The sequence below is a fragment of the Streptomyces sp. NPDC005962 genome, from assembly GCF_040629205.1.
In the GTDB taxonomy this organism is placed as follows: Bacteria; Actinomycetota; Actinomycetes; order Streptomycetales; family Streptomycetaceae; genus Streptomyces.
Genome location: NZ_JBEXVE010000002.1, coordinates 187,832 through 205,191 on the forward strand (window position 1 = coordinate 187,832; position 17,360 = coordinate 205,191).

Here is a 17,360-nt window from a genome sequence, read left to right on the forward strand (position 1 = left end):
GGGTTGATGACGATGTCGAAGGACTCCAACGAAGACCGGCTGCGGGAGTATCTGCGGCTCGCCACCGGTGAGTTGCAGCAGACCCGGCGCCGTCTGCACGAGGTGGAGGACCGGGAGCGTGAGCCGGTCGCGATCGTGGGAATGGCATGCCGTTTCCCCGGTGGCGCCGCCACGCCGGAGGGGCTGTGGGACCTGGTCGCCGACGGCCGGGACACGGTGGGCGAGTTCCCCACCGACCGGGGCTGGAACCTGGACGGGCTGTACGACCCGGACGGGACGGGCGAGAACACCAGCTACGTCCGGCTGGGCAGTTTCCTCGACGGCGCGGGCGACTTCGATCCGGAGTTCTTCGGCATCAGCCCGCTGGAAGCCCTGGCCATGGATCCCCAGCAGCGGCTGCTGCTGGAGACGTCCTGGGAGGCCGTGGAACGGGCCGGAATCGATCCGCCGTCGCTGAAGGGCAGCGCCACGGGCGTGTTCGCCGGGCTCGTGTACCACGACTACCCGGGCAGCAGCGTGACGGGCGCGCTGGTGTCCGGCCGCGTGGCCTACACCCTGGGCATCGAGGGCCCGGCGGTGACGGTCGACACCGCCTGTTCGTCGTCGCTGGTCGCGCTCGACATGGCGGTCAAGGCGCTGCGCGGCGGGGAGTGTTCCCTGGCGCTGGCCGGTGGGGTGACGGTGATGTCGACGCCGGTCACCTTCGTGGAGTTCAGCCGTCAGCGGGGCCTGTCGGTGGACGGCCGCTGCAAGGCGTTCGCGGCGGCGGCCGACGGCACCGGGTGGGGCGAAGGCGTCGGTGTGCTGGTGCTGGAGCGGCTGTCGGAGGCGCGCCGCAACGGCCACCGGATACTGGCGGTCGTACGCGGCAGCGCCGTCAACCAGGACGGCGCCAGCAACGGCCTGACCGCGCCGAACGGCCCGTCCCAGCGCCGGGTCATCCAGCAGGCGCTGACCAACGCGGGCCTGTCGGCGGCCGACGTGGACGCGGTGGAGGCCCACGGCACCGGGACGACGCTGGGCGATCCGATCGAGGCGCAGGCGCTGCTGGCCACCTATGGCCAGGACCGCCCCGACGACCGGCCGCTGTGGCTGGGATCGGTCAAGTCGAACGTCGGCCACACGCAGGCGGCCGCGGGCGTCGCCGGTGTCATCAAGATGGTGCAGGCGATGCGGCACGGCACGCTGCCCAAGACACTGCACGTGGACGAGCCGACGTCGCAGGTGGACTGGGCGGCGGGGAACGTCCGGCTGCTCACCGAGGCCCGCGCCTGGCCGGAGGGCGAAGGCCCGCGCCGCGCCGCCGTGTCGTCGTTCGGCGCCAGTGGGACGAACGCACACGTGATCCTGGAGGAGGCCCCGCCGGTCGAGGACGCGCCGCAGGAGGGCCCGGAGTCGCAGGACGGCTCGGAGGAGCGTGTAGTTCCGTGGGTGATCTCGGGCAAGTCCGAGGCCGCGGTGCGTGCGTACGCGGCGCGGCTGCGGGACGTGGCGGCGGAGCTGTGCCCGGCGGACGTGGGGTGGTCGCTGGCGACACGGCGGGCGCCCTTCGCGTACCGGGCCGCGGTGATGGGCGCCCGGGGCGAGGAGGTCGCGCAGGCCCTCGACGCCGTGGCGCAGGGGCAGGCTCCGGTGGTGTCCGCCCGTTCCACGACCGGCCCGGTGATGGTGTTCCCGGGGCAGGGGTCGCAGTGGGTAGGGATGGCGACCGAACTGATCGCTTCGTCCCAGGCGTTCGCGGAACACATGGCCGCGTGTGAAGAGGCGCTGGCGCCCTTCGTGGACTGGTCGCTCCGCGACGCGCTGGGCGACGAAGCCATGCTGGAGCGGGTCGATGTGGTCCAGCCCGTGCTGTGGGCGGTAATGGTGTCGCTGGCGGGGCTGTGGCGGCACTACGGCGTGGAGCCCGTCGCGGTGGTGGGCCACTCCCAGGGGGAGATCGCCGCGGCGACCGTGGCCGGAGCGCTGTCGTTGCGGGACGGCGCCCGGGTGGTGGCGTTGCGCAGCAGGGCGCTGCCCGCGCTGTCCGGCCTGGGCGGCATGGTGTCGGTCGCGCTGCCCCGGGAGGAGGTGGAACGGCGGCTCTCGCGGTGGGGCGACCGGGCGTCCGTCGCGGCGGTGAACGGTGGCGCCTCCACCGTGGTCTCGGGCGAGGTGGACGCCTTGGAGGAACTGCTCGCCACGTGTGAGGCGGAGGACGTGCGGGCGCGGCGGATTCCGGTGGACTACGCCTCGCACTCGGCCCAGGTGGAACGGATCGAGCAGGAGCTGCTGGAGGTGCTGGCCCCGATCCGGCCCCGCGCCGCGCGGATTCCGTTCCACTCCACCGTGACCGGCGACCTCATGGACACCACGGGGCTGGACGCGGGCTACTGGTACCGGAATCTGCGGCAGACCGTGGAGTTCGACCGGGCGATCGGCCTGCTCACCGAGCGCGGCATGGACGTGTTCATCGAGGCCAGCGCGCATCCGGTGCTGGCACCCAGCATGGAACAGACCGCGATCGGCACCCTGCGCCGCGACGACGGTGGCCTGGACCGCTTCCTGACCGCCCTGGCCCAGGCCCACACCCATGGCGTGGACGTCGACTGGGAGAAGGTGTTCGCCGGGTCCGGGGCCCGGCAGGTGGAGCTGCCGACGTACCCCTTCCAGCACCGCCGGTACTGGCTGACCGAACAGGCGGGAGGCGCCGACGCCGGCTCGATGGGCCTGGGCGCGCTGGGCCACCCGCTGCTGGGTGCGATGGTCATGCTCGCGGGATCGGACGAGGTGGTCCTCACCGGACGGCTGTCGACCGGCACCCAGCCCTGGCTGGCCGACCACGTCATCGACGGATCGGTCCTCTTCCCCGGCACCGGGTTCGTGGAGCTGGTGGTGCGCGCGGGCGACGAGGTCGGCTGCGGCCGGATCGAGGAACTGACCCTCCACGAGCCCCTGGTCCTCACCGAGCGCGGCGGAGTGGCCGTACAGGTCGTCGTCGGCACGGCGGACGAGGCGGGCCGCCGCGCGGTCACCGTGTACTCCCGCGACCAGGACGCCATCGACCTGCCCTGGAACCGGCATGCCACCGGTCTGCTGACCGTGGCCACCCCGGCCGGTGGCAGCGCCCTGACCGCTTGGCCGCCACCCGGGGCCGAGCCACTGGACCTCGATGTCGCCACCCTGTACGGGGAGTTGGTCGACGCGGGGCTGGCGTACGGGCCGACCTTCCAGGGGCTGCGGGCGGCCTGGCGGGCCGGGGACGAGGTGTTCGCCGAGATCGCCCTGCCGGACGGTGCCGAGCCGGATGGCTTTGGTCTGCACCCGGCCCTGCTCGACGCGGGCCTCCACACGATCGGCCTCTCCCCGGCGGGGGCCGGTGACGGGGCCGGTGATGGCGCCCTGCTGCCGTTCGCCTGGTCGGGCGTGGAACTTCACGCCTCCGGCGCGGGCGCACTGCGGGTGCGCGTCACCCCGCGCCAACACGGCGCCGTGGCGCTGACGATCGCCGACGCGACCGGTGAACCCGTGGCGACGGTCGAGTCCTTGGTGTTGCGCCCCCTCACCGCCGTCACGACACGGCCCCGCACCGAATCGCTCTTCCACGTCGCCCTGACCCCGCTTCCCGGCAGCGGGGACACGGCCACCGAAGCGGCTACGCAGGACACGCAGAACACGGACGTGCTGCGCGTCGCCGCCGGAGCCGATGTGCGTACGGCGGTGAACCAGGCGCTGGAGGCACTGCAGTCCGCCACCTCCCGGCTGACGGTGGTCACGCGGGGCGCGGTGCCGCTGACCGGCGAGGACGCCCCCGACCTGGCCGGGGCGGCGGTCTGGGGCCTGGTCCGCAGCGCCCAGACCGAGGACCCGGGCCGGTTCGTCCTCGTCGACCTGGACGACACGGCCGAAGGCCCGGACGACGCCGCCATCGCGTCGGCGTGGGCGACCGGAGAGCCCCGGATCGTGGTGCGCGGAGCCACTCTCTACGCTCCCCGGCTCGCCCGGGTGGCGGACACATCGGAGACGGAAGACGACGCGGCACCGGCGTTCGGCGACGCGGTGCTGATCACCGGCGGGGTGGGGGTGCTGGGCGGTCTGGTGGCCCGCCACCTCGTCACCGAGTACGGGGTACGACGGCTGCTGCTGACCGGCCGCCGGGGAGCGGACACGCCCGGCGCCGCCGAACTGGTGGCGGAGCTGACCGGGCTGGGGGCCGAGGTGGAGGTGGTGGCGTGTGATGTCGCGGACCGTGAGGCGCTGGCCGCGTTGCTGTTGGGCCGGGAGTTGTCGGGTGTTGTCCATGCGGCGGGTGTGCTGGACGACGGGGTGATCACGTCGCTGACGCCGGAGCGGGTGGACCGGGTGCTGCGTCCGAAGGTGGACGCGGCGCTGCATCTGCACGAGCTGACACGCGGGATGGACCTGAGCGCGTTCGTACTGTTCTCCTCGGCTGCCGGGGTGATCGGCTCACCGGGACAGGGGAATTACGCGGCGGCCAACGCGTTCCTGGACGCCCTGGCCGCACACCGCCGCGCCCAGGGCCTGCCCGCCCAGTCCCTGGCGTGGGGAGTGTGGCAGACCGACTCCGGTATGGCCGGGAGCCTGGGCGACACCGACCGGTCCCGGATGGCCCGCGGTGGCATCCTCCCGCTGTCCCACCGCGAAGGCCTGGCCCTCTTCGACGCGGCCGTGCGCGCGGACTCCGTACGAGCGGAAGCCGCGCTCGTCCCCGTGAAACTGGACCTCGCGGCCGTCCGGGCCAGCGGCTCGGTGCCGGAGCTGCTGCGCGGGCTGGTGCCCGTCGTCACCCGTGGCACCGCCCGGACCAGGGACGACGCGGACGGTCTCCGTCAGCGGCTGGCGGGCCTGACCGAGGACCAGCGGCTGGAGACGCTGCTGACCCTGGTCCGCGCCCAGGCCGCCATGACACTCGGCTACGCCGGACCGGAGGCCGTCGACCCGCAGCGCGCGTTCCGCGATCTGGGGGTCGACTCGCTGGCGGCGATGGAGCTGCGCAACGCGCTGAGCCAGACCACGGACCTCCGGCTGCCGGTCACCTTGGTGTTCGACTACCCGACCCCCACCGTTCTCGCGCGCCATCTCCTGGACGAGGTGTCGGGAACCGTGCACGAGGGCCACGTCACGCCCGTCACGACCCCGGCCGACAGCGACGATCCGATCGCGATCATCGGCATGGCTTGCCGCTATCCCGGAGGAGTGGCCTCGCCGGACGACTTGTGGCGGCTGGTGGACGACGGGACGGACGCCATCTCGGCCTTCCCCGACAACCGGGGCTGGAACCTGGAGCGGATCTACGACCCGACGGCCACCCGGCCACGGACCACCTACGTCGACAAGGGCGGTTTCCTCTACGACGCGGCCGAGTTCGACCCCGGCTTCTTCGGGATCGCGCCGAACGAGGCGCTGGTCATGGACCCGCAGCAGCGGTTGCTGCTGGAGGCGTCCTGGGAGGTGCTGGAGCGCGCCGGAATCGATCCGACGACGCTCAAGGGCAGCCCGACCGGTGTGTTCGCCGGGATGATGTACCACGACTACAGCCAGAACAGCAGCACGGGCGCCATCGTCTCCGGCCGCGTCGCCTACACCCTCGGCCTGGAGGGCCCGGCCGTCACCGTCGACACCGCCTGCTCGTCCTCCCTGGTCGCCCTGCACCTGGCCGCCCAGGCGCTGCGGTCGGGCGAGTGCACCCTCGCCCTCGCGGGCGGCGTCACCGTGATGGCCACGCCGGACAACTTCATCGAGTTCAGCGAGCAGCGCGGCCTGTCGCAGGACGGCCGGTGCCGGTCCTTCGCCGCCGCGGCCGACGGCTCCGGCTGGGGTGAGGGCGTGGGCATGCTGCTGGTCGAGCGGCTGTCGGACGCCCGCCGCAACGGCCACCCGGTGCTGGCGGTCGTACGGGGAACCGCGACCAACCAGGACGGTGCCAGCAACGGCCTGACCGCCCCCAACGGCCCCTCCCAGCAGCGCGTGATCCGTCAGGCGCTGGCCAATGCGGGCCTGTCGCCGACCGAGGTGGACGCGGTCGAGGCGCATGGCACGGGCACCACGCTGGGCGATCCGATCGAGGCGCAGGCGCTGCTCGCCACCTATGGGCAGGAGCGGGACCTGCCGCTGTGGCTCGGCTCGATCAAGTCGAACATCGGCCACACCCAGGCCGCGGCCGGGGTGGCGGGCGTCATCAAGATGGTCCAGGCGATGCGGCACGGCGTCATGCCGAGGACACTGCACGTGGACGAGCCGACACCACAGGTCGACTGGGCGGCGGGCGAGGTCCGGCTGCTCACCGAGCCGAGGGAGTGGCCACGCGGCGAGCACCCGCGCCGCGCGGCCGTGTCCTCCTTCGGCATCAGCGGGACCAATGCCCACGCCATCATCGAAGAAGCCCCGCCGCAGACCGAGGAAGTCGCTGCGGAACGACGGGAGTTGCCGGTGGTTCCGCTGGTGATGTCGGCCAGGACACGGGCGGCGCTGGAGGCCCAGCTCGACCGGATGACCGCCACCGGACAGGACGCGCTGGACGTGGCGTACTCGGCCGCCACGGGTCGGGCCGCGCTGGAGCACCGCGCGGTGCGGGTCGGGCCGTCCGAGACCGTCGTCGGCTCGGTCACCGAGGGCAGGCTGGCGTTCCTGTTCACCGGGCAGGGCAGCCAGCGGGCGGGAATGGGCCGGGAGCTGTATGACACATTCCCGGTGTTCGCGGCGGTGTTCGACGAGCTGTGCGACGCGCTCGACGTGCCGCTGCGCGAGGTGATGTGGGGCGACGAAGTCGCCCTGCACCGCACGGAGTTCACCCAGCCCGCCGTCTTCGCGCTCGAAGTGGCGCTGTTCCGGCTGCTGGAGTCGTGGGGAATGAAGCCGGACGTGCTGACCGGGCATTCCATCGGCGAGGTGGCGGCGGCACATGTGGCCGGGGTGTTCGACCTCGCGGACGCGGCCCGCCTGATCACCGCGCGCGGACGGCTGATGCAGGCGCTGCCGCCCGGTGGCGCCATGGTGGCCATCGAGGCCACCGAAGAGGAGATCACCCCGCTGCTCGGGGAACGGGTGGGGCTCGCGGCCGTCAACGGCCCGGCGTCCATGGTCGTCTCCGGCGCCGAGGACGCCGTGGCTGCCCTCGCCGAGCGGTTCGGCGACCGCAGGACGACCCGGCTGAAGGTGTCCCACGCGTTCCACTCGCCGCTGATGGACCCGATGCTGGACGACTTCCGGGAGGTCGCCGAGGGGGTCACCTACCGTGAACCGGCCATCCGGCTGACGAAGGACATGGCGTCGGCCGAGTACTGGGTGCAGCATGTTCGGGACACCGTGCGGTTCGCCGACGATGTGCGCGTACTGCGGGACGAAGGCGTCAGCCGGTTCCTGGAGATCGGGCCGGACGCCGTGCTGACGGCGATGGTGCGGCAGACGGTGGCCGAGAGCACGACGGCGGCTGAGGGCACGACACTGGCCGAAGGGGCGGCGGCCGAGGGCACGATGGTGGCCACCTTGCGCCGTGGCCGTCCCGAGACCGAAAGCCTGTTCACCGCGGTCGGGCGGCTGTTCACCGCCGGAGTCCGGGTGGACTGGGCGGCCGTGCTCGGCGGCCGCGGGGCGCGGCGCGTCGATCTGCCCACCTATCCCTTCCAGCGGCAGTCGTTCTGGCTGGAGTCGGGGCGCGGGCCCGAGTCGTCCGATCATCCGCTGCTGGATGCGGCGGTCGCAGTGGCGGGCACGGATCAGACGGTGCTGACCGGGCGGCTGTCGCCCGGCACGCAGCCCTGGCTCGCCGAACACGTCGTCGGCGGCGGGCCGATCTTCCCCGGTACCGGCTTCATCGAGCTGGCGGTCCGCGCGGGCGACGAAGTGGGATGCGGCCGGATCGAGGAACTGACGATCGAGACGCCACTGGTCCTCGCGGAGCGCGGCGCCGTGGCCCTCCAGGTGCTGGTCGGGCCGGATGACGGCTCGGGGCGTCGGCCGGTCGAGGTGTACTCGCGCGGCGAGGACGAGATCCATCAGCCCTGGGCCCGGCACGCCGCCGGAACCCTGGCCCCGGCACCGGCCACCGCCACCGAGGCGGCCCAGCCGATGCCGTGGCCGCCGCCCGGGGCGGAGCCAGTGGAGGTGGCGGGCCTGTACGAGGCGCTGGCGGATGCCGGAGTGGCGTACGGGCCGGTGTTCCAGGGGCTGAAGGCCGCGTGGCGGCGCGGCGACGAGGTGTTCGCCGAGGTCGTGCTGTCCGGCGCGGCGGACCGGTTCGGGCTGCACCCGGCGCTCCTGGACGCGGCCCTGCACGCGATTCCGCTGCTGTCGGCCGAGGACCGCGTCGTGCTTCCGTTCTCCTGGACGGGCGTGGAACTGCACGCCTCCGGCGCCGATGTGCTCCGCGTGCGGCTGACGTCGCCCGGCCAGGATCAGGTCACCCTGGACGCCGTGGACGGCACGGGCCGTCCGGTCATCTCTGTGGACTCCCTGACCCTGCGCCCGATGGCGACACCGTCGCTCGCCCGCGTCGACTCGCTGTTCCAGGTGGAGTGGACACCGGTGGCGGTGGCCGCGCAGGGCCATGACGACTTCACGGTGTGGCGGGCCGAGGGCGACGACGTCCGGTCCACGCTGCGATCCGCGCTGACGGCGCTCCAGGGGGCCGGGACCGGCACCCTGGCGGTCGTCACCCGGGGCGCGGTGTCGGTGGCCGATGAGGAGATCACCGACCTGGCCGGTGCGGCGGTGTGGGGCCTGGTGCGCAGCGCCCAGTCGGAGGACCCGGGGCGGTTCGTCCTGGTCGACGTGGGCGTGGCCGGGACGGCGGACGACGCGGATGACGCGGACATCGCGCTGGCGCTGGCGGCGGGCGAGCCGCAGGTGGCGGTCCGGGACGGGAAGGTGTACGCACCGCGCTTGCGGGCCGCTTCGGTGACGGAGTCCGAACCGTCGTCCGTCTTCGGCGACGAGGTACTGATCACGGGCGCGTCCGGAGCGCTGGGCGGGTTGGTGGCGCGCCACCTGGTCACCGGACACGGGGTCCGGCGGCTGCTGCTGACCAGCCGTCGAGGGATGGCCGCACCGGGCGTGGCCGAGCTGGTGGCGGAGCTGACCGGCCTCGGTGCCGAGGTGGAGGTGGCGGCGTGTGATGTCGCGGACCGGGAGGCGCTGGCCGCGTTGCTGGCGGGTCGGGAGCTGTCGGGTGTTGTCCATGCGGCGGGTGTGCTGGACGACGGGGTGATCACGTCGCTGACGCCGGAGCGGGTGGACCGGGTGCTGCGTCCGAAGGTGGACGCGGCGCTGCATCTGCACGAGCTGACGCGTGAGATGGACCTGAGCGCGTTCGTGCTGTTCTCCTCGGCGGCGGGCGCGGTCGGCGCGCCGGGTCAGGGGAATTACGCGGCGGCCAACGCGTTCCTGGACGCGCTGGCCGCACACCGCCGCGCCCAGGGCCTGCCCGCCCAGTCCCTGGCCTGGGGCCTGTGGGCCACCGACGCCGGTATGGCCGGGGAGCTGGCGGACCACGACCGGCAGCGGATGGGCCGTACGGGCCTGGTGGGGCTGTCGCCCGCCGAAGGGCTGAAGCTCTTCGACACGGCCTGCGCACTCGCCACCCCCGTACTGGTCCCCGTGAGCCTGGACATCAAGGCGCTGAACGCGGCCGAGGTGCCCCCGATGCTGCGCGGCCTGGTGCGTGGCTCCACGCGGCGCGCGGTGTCGGGGCGGCACGACGAGGGAAGGTCGGCCGAGCTGCGGCAGCGGATGGCCGCACTGCCCGCCGACGAGCGGTACGACGAACTGCTCACCCTCGTCCGCACCCATGCGGCCGCCGTGCTGGGCCACGCGGGTCCGCAGGCCATCGAACCCGAGCGGGCCTTCGGCGACCTCGGATTCGACTCGCTGGGGGCGGTCGAATTCCGCAACGCCGTCAATGCCGCCACCGGACTGCGGCTGCCACCCACCCTGATCTTCGACTATCCCAATGCCCGGGTGCTGGCCGAGCACCTCGCCGCCGAACTGGCGCCCGACGGCGCCGACGGTGGCGCGGGCACCGACGAGGAGGAGACGGTCCGCCGTCTGCTCGCCTCGATCCCGCTCACCCGGCTGCACGACGCGGGGGTGATGGACACCCTGCTCGAACTCGCCGGAGCCGCCCCCGCCCCCGCCACGGCCGCGCCGGTGGCGGAGCAGGGGGACGCGATCGACGCGATGGACACCGAAACCCTCATCAGCATGGCGCTGCAGGACACCGCCGTGGCTGCCCTGGACGACGACGCGACGCGAGAAGCCTGAGGACACGATGGCCGACACCGACCACAAACTCGTGGCGGCGCTGCGCGCGTCGCTCAAGGAGACCGAGAACCTGCGCGTCCGCAACCGCGCCCTGCTGGCCGCCTCCCGCGAACCCATCGCGATCGTGGCCATGAGCTGCCGCTACCCCGGCGCGGCCTCGCCCGAGGAGCTGTGGCGGCTGGTCGCCGACGGGACGGACGCCGTCTCACGGTTTCCCACCGACCGCGGCTGGGACGAGAAGGGCATCTACGACCCCGAGCCCGGCCGCCCCGGCAAGACGTACAGCCGGGAAGGGGCGTTCCTGTACGACGCGGCCGAGTTCGACGCCGAGTTCTTCGGGATCGCGCCGAACGAGGCGATGGTCATGGACCCGCAGCAGCGGTTGCTGCTGGAGGCGTCCTGGGAGGTGCTGGAGCGGGCGGGCATCGATCCGACGACGCTCAAGGGCAGCCCGACCGGTGTGTTCGCCGGGATGATGTACCACGACTACACCTACAACAGCAGCACGGGCGCCATCGCCTCCGGCCGCGTCGCCTACGCCCTCGGCCTGGAGGGCCCGGCCGTCACTGTCGACACCGCTTGCTCGTCCTCGCTGGTCGCCCTGCACTGGGCGGTCCAGGCGCTGCGGTCGGGGGAGTGCTCGCTCGCGCTCGCGGGCGGTGTCACGGTGATGGCGACGCCCGAGACGTTCATCGAATTCAGCCACCAGCGCGGGCTGGCGCCCGACGGCCGCTGCAAGTCGTACGCGGCGGCCGCCGACGGCACCGGCTGGGGCGAGGGCGTGGGCATGCTGCTGGTCGAGCGGCTGTCGGACGCGCGCCGCAACGGCCATCCGGTGCTGGCGGTGGTACGGGGCATGGCGGTCAACCAGGACGGCGCCAGCAACGGCCTGACCGCCCCCAACGGCCCCTCCCAGCAACGTGTGATCAAGCAGGCCCTGGCCCACGCCCGGATATCCGCCGACCAGGTCGACCTGATCGAGGGACACGGCACGGGAACGACGCTCGGCGACCCGATCGAGGCGCAGGCGCTGCTCGCCACCTACGGCCAGGAGCGGGACCGCCCGCTGTGGCTCGGCTCGATCAAGTCGAACATCGGCCACACTCAGGCGGCGGCGGGCGTGGCGGGCGTCATCAAGGTCGTCCAGGCGATGCGGCACGGCGTCATGCCGAGGACGCTGCATGTGGACGAGCCGTCACCGCAGGTGGACTGGGCGGCGGGCGAGGTCCGGCTGCTCTCCGAGGCGCGGGAGTGGCCCCGCGGCGAACATCCGCGCCGCGCGGGCGTCTCCTCCTTCGGCATCAGCGGGACCAACGCCCACGTCATCATCGAGGAGGCGCCGCCCGCCGAGGCGGACGAGGACGCGCCACCGGCCGCCGCCACGGTCCCCACTCTGTGGACCCTGTCGGCCAGGAGCCCGGAGGCGCTGCGGGCACAGGCCGAACACCTCCACTCCCACCTGGAGCAACGCCCGGACCTGGCCCCCGAGGACGTGGCCTTCTCGCTCGCGACCGGCCGCGCGGCCCTCGAACACCGTGCGGCGGTCGTCGCCGACGACCGCCCCGGCCTCCTCGCGGGCCTCACCACACTGGCCCGGGGAGTCCCGTCGCCGTCCGCCGTCACCGGCAGGGTCCGCGAGGGCAAGGTGGCGTTCCTGTTCACGGGGCAGGGGAGTCAACGCCTGGGTATGGGGCGGGAGTTGTATAGCGGCTTTCCGGTGTTCGCGGCGGCGTTCGACGCGGTGTGCGAGGCGTCGGGGCTTCCGCTGAAGGAGGTGGTGTGGGGTGACGATGCGGCGGTGTTGCACCGTACGGAGTTCACTCAGCCCGCGATCTTCGCTGTGGAGGTGGCGTTGTATCGGCTGGTGGAGTCCTGGGGAGTCCGCCCGGGCTATCTGGCCGGTCACTCCATTGGCGAACTTGCCGCCGCCCATGTCGGGGGAGTGCTGAGTCTCGCGGACGCCGCGCGGTTGATTACGGCGCGGGGGCGGTTGATGGGGGCGTTGCCGTCGGGTGGAGCGATGGTGGCGATTCAGGCCACGGAGGGGGAAGTTGCGCCGCTGCTGGATGGTGAGGTGGGGATCGCGGCGGTCAATGGTCCGTCGTCAGTGGTGGTCTCCGGTGCGGAGGGTGCCGTAGCGGCGGTGGCCGAGCACTTCAAGGACCGTAAGACGAGCCGCTTGTCCGTCTCGCATGCCTTCCACTCGCCCTTGATGGACCCGATGCTGGAGGAGTTCCGCAAGGTCGCGGAGAGTGTGGAGTACCGCGAGCCGGTGGTCCGTTTCGTCAAGGATGTGGCGTCGGCAGAGTACTGGGTGCGACATGTGCGGGAGGCGGTGCGGTTCGCCGACGACGTACGGCAGTTGGACGCGGAGGGCGTGACCCGGTTCCTGGAGATCGGGCCGGACGGCATCCTCACCGCCATGGCCCGGCAGACCGCGCCGGACGCCACCACGGTGGCGGCCATGCGCCGCGACCGTTCCGAGGCCGGGACACTGCTGACGGCGGTCGCGCAACTGCACACCACGGGCGCCTCTCCCGACTGGTCGGCCCTTTTCGCGGGACGGGGAGCACACCGCGTCGATCTGCCCACCTACGCCTTCCAGCGACATCGCTACTGGCTGTCGGAGCCGGTGGCCGGGACGGGCGGAAACGCGGTGTCCATGGGCCTCAGCGCGCTCGATCACCCCCTGCTGACCGCCGAAGTGGCGGTGCCGGGCTCCGAGACCGTGGTGTTCACCGGGCGACTGTCGACGGACACCCATCCCTGGCTGGCCGACCACGCGGTGTTCGGCACGACGCTGCTGCCGGGGACCGGGTGCGTCGAACTGGCCCTACGTGCGGGTGACCAGGTCGGGTGCCGTGTCCTCGAAGAGCTGACGCTGCACGCGCCGCTGGCCCTGCCCGAGGGCGGCGGTGTGCGGCTGCGGCTGACGGTCGGCGCGCCGGACGGCGTCACGGGCGCCCGCCACCTCACCCTCCACGCGCAGGCCGAGGACACCGACGCGGAGGCGGACTGGACCCTGCACGCGGAGGGTGTGCTGACGCCCGAGGACACCGCCGCCGCGCCGCCGTCATTCGACGATCTGAGGCAGTGGCCACCGCCGGGGGCGGCGAGGCTCGCCACCGACGGCGCCTACGAACGTTTCCGGGACTTCGGTTTCGCGTACGGCCCGGCGTTCCAGGGACTCAAGGCGGCCTGGCGCGTCGGCGACGAGACCTTCGCCGAGGTGGCGCTCGGCGACGCGGTCGGCGCCGGGGGATTCGTCCTGCATCCGGCACTGCTCGACTCCGCGCTGCACGCGATACTGCTCGGCTCGGGCGACGACGACGCGACGGCGTTGCCGTTCGCCTGGAAGGGCGTCCGGCCGCACGCCTCCGGCGCCACCGCCGCGCGCGTCCGGCTCACGCCCAAGGGCGAGGGCGCGATGGAAATTCGTATCGCCGACGCCCAGGGGCGGCCCGTGGCCACCGTGGACTCGCTGATCGCGCGGGAGGTCTCGGCCGAGCACCTCGCACCACCACCCGCACGGCCCGCCGACTCCCTCTTCCACGTGGCCTGGACGCCCGCCTCCGCCGTCACTGCCGGAGCCGACTGGACGATGGTCGCCGACCTGGCGGAACTCCCCGACCCGGTGCCCGCCACTGTGGCGTTGACGCTCCCCGGCGGCACGGGCGACCTCGCCGACGACGTCAGAACGGTCACCGGCGCGACACTCCGGGCCCTGCAGACCTGGCTCACGGACGAACGCTTCGCCGACCGCAGGCTCATGGTGGTCACCCGTGGCGACGACCTCGCCCACGCGGCCGCGAAGGGCCTGGTCCGCGCCGCCCACGCGGAGGACCCGGAGCGCTTCGCACTGCTGGACACCGGCAGCGACCACACCGGCGGCGACCACACGAACGGCGATGGCCTGGAGACGATCGGACGCGCCATCGCCTCCGGCGAACCGGAACTGCGCATCCAGGGCGCCGAAATCCTCGTACCCCGCCTGGCGCGCATCCCCGCCGACCCCGAACACGCCACCGCCTGGGACCGGTTCGGAACCGTGCTGATCACCGGCGGTACGGGCGGCCTCGGCGCGCTCGTCGCCCGCCATCTGGTCGCCGAGCACGGCGTCCGCGACCTGCTGCTGACCAGCCGTCGCGGCCTGGACGCCGAGGGCGCGGCCGGGCTCTGCGAGGAGCTGACCGGACTCGGCGCGACGGTCGAGATCGCGGCCTGTGACGTGGCGGACCGGGAGGCACTGAAGGCGCTGCTCGCCGATCGCCCGCTCGGCGCCGTCGTGCACACGGCCGGGGTGCTGGCGGACGGCCTGATCGCCAACCTGACGCCGCACACCCTCGACCAGGTGCTGCGCCCCAAGGTGGACGGCGCGCTCAACCTGCACGACCTCACGCGCGGCCACGACCTGGGCGCCTTCGTGCTGTTCTCGTCGTCGGCGGGTGTGCTCGGCGCGCCCGGCCAGGGCAACTACGCCGCCGCGAACACGTTCCTCGACGCGCTCGCCCGGCACCGCCACGCCGAAAGGCTGCCCGCGCAGTCCCTCGCCTGGGGGCTGTGGGCGGACACCGGTGGAGTGGCGGGCGGTGGAACGGCGGGTGCCGGGATGGCGGGCGGCCTGAGCGAGGCCGACCTGCGGCGGCTGCGCCGCCAGGGCATGCCCCCGCTGTCGTCGGCCGACGGTCTCGCACTGTTCGACGCCGCGTCCGCCCGCACCGAACCGGTGCTGGTGCCGATGGGGCTGGATCTGCGGACGCTGCGGAGCGGGACCGGTGGCGAACTCCCGGTGCTGCTGCGCGGTCTGGTTCCGGCCACCGGACGCCGTGCGGCGTCCGCCGATCCGGCGGCGCTGCGGCGCGAGCTGGTGGCGATGCCCGCCGAACGGCGGGAGGCGGCACTGCGCGACCTGGTGCTGGGCCTGGCCGCCGCCGTGCTCGGGCACAGCGGCCCCGAGGCGGTCGACCCCGAGCGTGACTTCCTGGAGTCCGGGTTCGACTCGCTCACCGCGATGGAGCTGCGGACCGCGCTGAACGCCGCCACCGGGCTGAAGCTGCCCGCGATGGCGGTGTTCGACAGCAAGAACCCGTCCCTGCTGGCCCGTCTCGTCGCCGATGAACTGGCACACCTCCCCGCCATCGAACCGCAGACGCAGACGCAGACGCAGACACAGGCACAGGCACAGACAGCGGCGGTGCCGGACGAGACCGTGACCGAGCTGTTCCGGCGGGCCGTCCACGCCGATGACACCTCCGGCGCGCTGGCGCTGATGTCGGCGGTGGCGGCACTGCGGCCCCGGTTCGCCGCGCCCGGCGACCTCGACCGCGCACCGCAGACGGTGCGGCTGGCCGATGGTCCGCGCCGCACACGGCTGATCTGCCTGGCCACGCCCATGGCCGCCGGTGGTGTGCACCAGCACGCCCGGCTGGGTGCGGAGTTCCGGGACATCCGCCAGGTGTCGGCGCTCGCGCTGCCCGGTTTCGCCCGGGACGAGCCGCTGCCCGATTCGGCCGAGGCGCTGTCGCGGGTGCTGGCCGACGCCGTACTGGCGGCGGCCGAGGGCGAGCCGTTCGCGCTGCTCGGCTACTCCTCCGGCGGCATCATCGGCCACGTCCTCGCCCGGCATCTGGAGGAGGTGGCCGGGGCCCCGCCCGCCGGGCTGATCCTGATCGACACCTTCCGCGTCGACGACACGGCGATGCAGGTCGGGTTCGGGCAGCTCATGCGGAACGTGCTGGCCATGGAGTCGGCCTACGGCCCGTACGACGCGGCGCGGCTGTCGGCGATGCCGCACTACTTCGGCGTACTGGGGGAGTTCGATCCCGTACCGCTGGCCGCGCCGACCCTGTTCGTCCAGGCCGCCGAGCCGTTCGTCGAGCCGCCCGAGGGCGTCGACCCGGCCGAGATGCGGGCCCGGCCCTGGGACCCGGAACACACGCTGCGCACCGTGCCGGGCGACCACTTCTCGCTCGGGCAGCGGCACGCCCCGACGACCGCCCGGACCATCGACGAGTGGCTGACGACGCTTGAGTGACACGCGACCGACGTACACGTTCCCCCGGGGAAATCCACGCCGCGCACGGGGGACGCGGAACCCCGCTGCCGAGCAGGACCGAACCGAGGTGGTTTGAGAAATGGCGCCCACGCCCAGGCCCAGGCCCACGCCCACGCCAAAGCCAACGGCCAAAGGAACCGTCCCCTTCCGGGAGTACCGCACCTGGTACCGCGTCACCGGACAGCTGGGGGCGGGCCGCCCGGCCCTCGTCGTCGTCCACGGCGGCCCCGGGTCCACCCACGACTACCTGATCCGGCTGGCCGCCTTCGCCGAACACGGCTGGCCCGTGGTGCACTACGACCAGATCGGCAACGGGGGCTCCACCCACCTGCCGGACGCCGACCCCGGCTTCTGGACACCTCAGCTCTTCCGCGACGAGCTGGAAAACCTCCTGCACCGGCTCGGCATCGCCGACGGTTACATCCTGTTCGGGCAGTCGTGGGGCGGGATGCTGGCCGCCTGGCACGCCTCGACCCGGCCCGCCGGGCTGCGCGGCCTGATCGTCGCCAACGCCCCTGCCTCCTACCGGCTGTGGCTGTCCGAGATGGACGTGTTGCGCGCCCAGCTGCCACCCGGTGTGGACGAGACACTGCGGCGGCACGAGGCGGCGGGCACCACCGACAGCGACGAGTACCTGGAGGCGATGCTCGTCTTCTACAGCCGCCACGTCTGCCGCCTCGACCCGTGGCCCGGCGAACTCATGGCCTCCTACCTGGAGGCCGTCACCGATCCGACGGTCTACCGCACCATGAACGGGCCCAACGAGTTCCACGTCATCGGCAGCCTGCGCGACTGGTCGGTCATCGACCACCTGCCCCGCGTCGAGGCGCCCACCCTGGTGGTCTCCGGCCGCCACGACGAGGCCACCCCGGTCACCGTGCGCCCCTTTGCGGAACTCATTCCGAACGCCCGCTGGGAGATCTTCGAAGACTCCAGCCACGCCCCGCACCTCGAAGAACCGGAACGCTTCACCGAGGTGCTCGGCACATTCCTTGACACGGTCGGCGCACCCGGCGCGCGGACCACGACGGTGAGCGGAGGCTGAGAC

At 73.1% G+C, this 17,360-nt stretch carries 3 protein-coding genes; all 3 read left to right on the top strand.

Features of this window, described 5'->3' with window-relative positions:
- Window positions 1–6: 6 nt before the first annotated feature.
- The 3 genes from ABZ370_RS04830 to ABZ370_RS04840 all read left to right on the top strand — a co-directional run bounded on the left by ABZ370_RS04830 (window position 7) and on the right by ABZ370_RS04840 (window position 17,357).
- On the top strand, window positions 7–10,257 hold the full coding sequence (locus ABZ370_RS04830; RefSeq protein ID WP_358616477.1) for a type I polyketide synthase: 10,251 nt from the start codon (window positions 7–9) through the stop codon (window positions 10,255–10,257).
- A 7-nt stretch (window positions 10,258–10,264) separates the two neighbouring features.
- A complete protein-coding gene (locus ABZ370_RS04835; RefSeq protein WP_358616480.1) occupies window positions 10,265–16,291 on the top strand; it encodes a type I polyketide synthase in 6,027 nt (2,008 codons plus the stop codon).
- 100 nt (window positions 16,292–16,391) lie between these two features.
- Window positions 16,392–17,357, top strand: coding sequence for a proline iminopeptidase-family hydrolase (locus tag ABZ370_RS04840; RefSeq protein ID WP_358616483.1), 966 nt, complete (start codon window positions 16,392–16,394; stop codon window positions 17,355–17,357).
- The last annotated feature ends 3 nt before the right edge of the window (window positions 17,358–17,360 follow it).

Coding starts and splice junctions, on each gene's coding strand:
- ABZ370_RS04830 (WP_358616477.1), top strand. CDS start 7: ATGACGATGTCGAAGGACTCCAACGAAGACCGGCTGCGGGAGTATCTG.
- ABZ370_RS04835 (WP_358616480.1), top strand. CDS start 10,265: ATGGCCGACACCGACCACAAACTCGTGGCGGCGCTGCGCGCGTCGCTC.
- ABZ370_RS04840 (WP_358616483.1), top strand. CDS start 16,392: ATGGCGCCCACGCCCAGGCCCAGGCCCACGCCCACGCCAAAGCCAACG.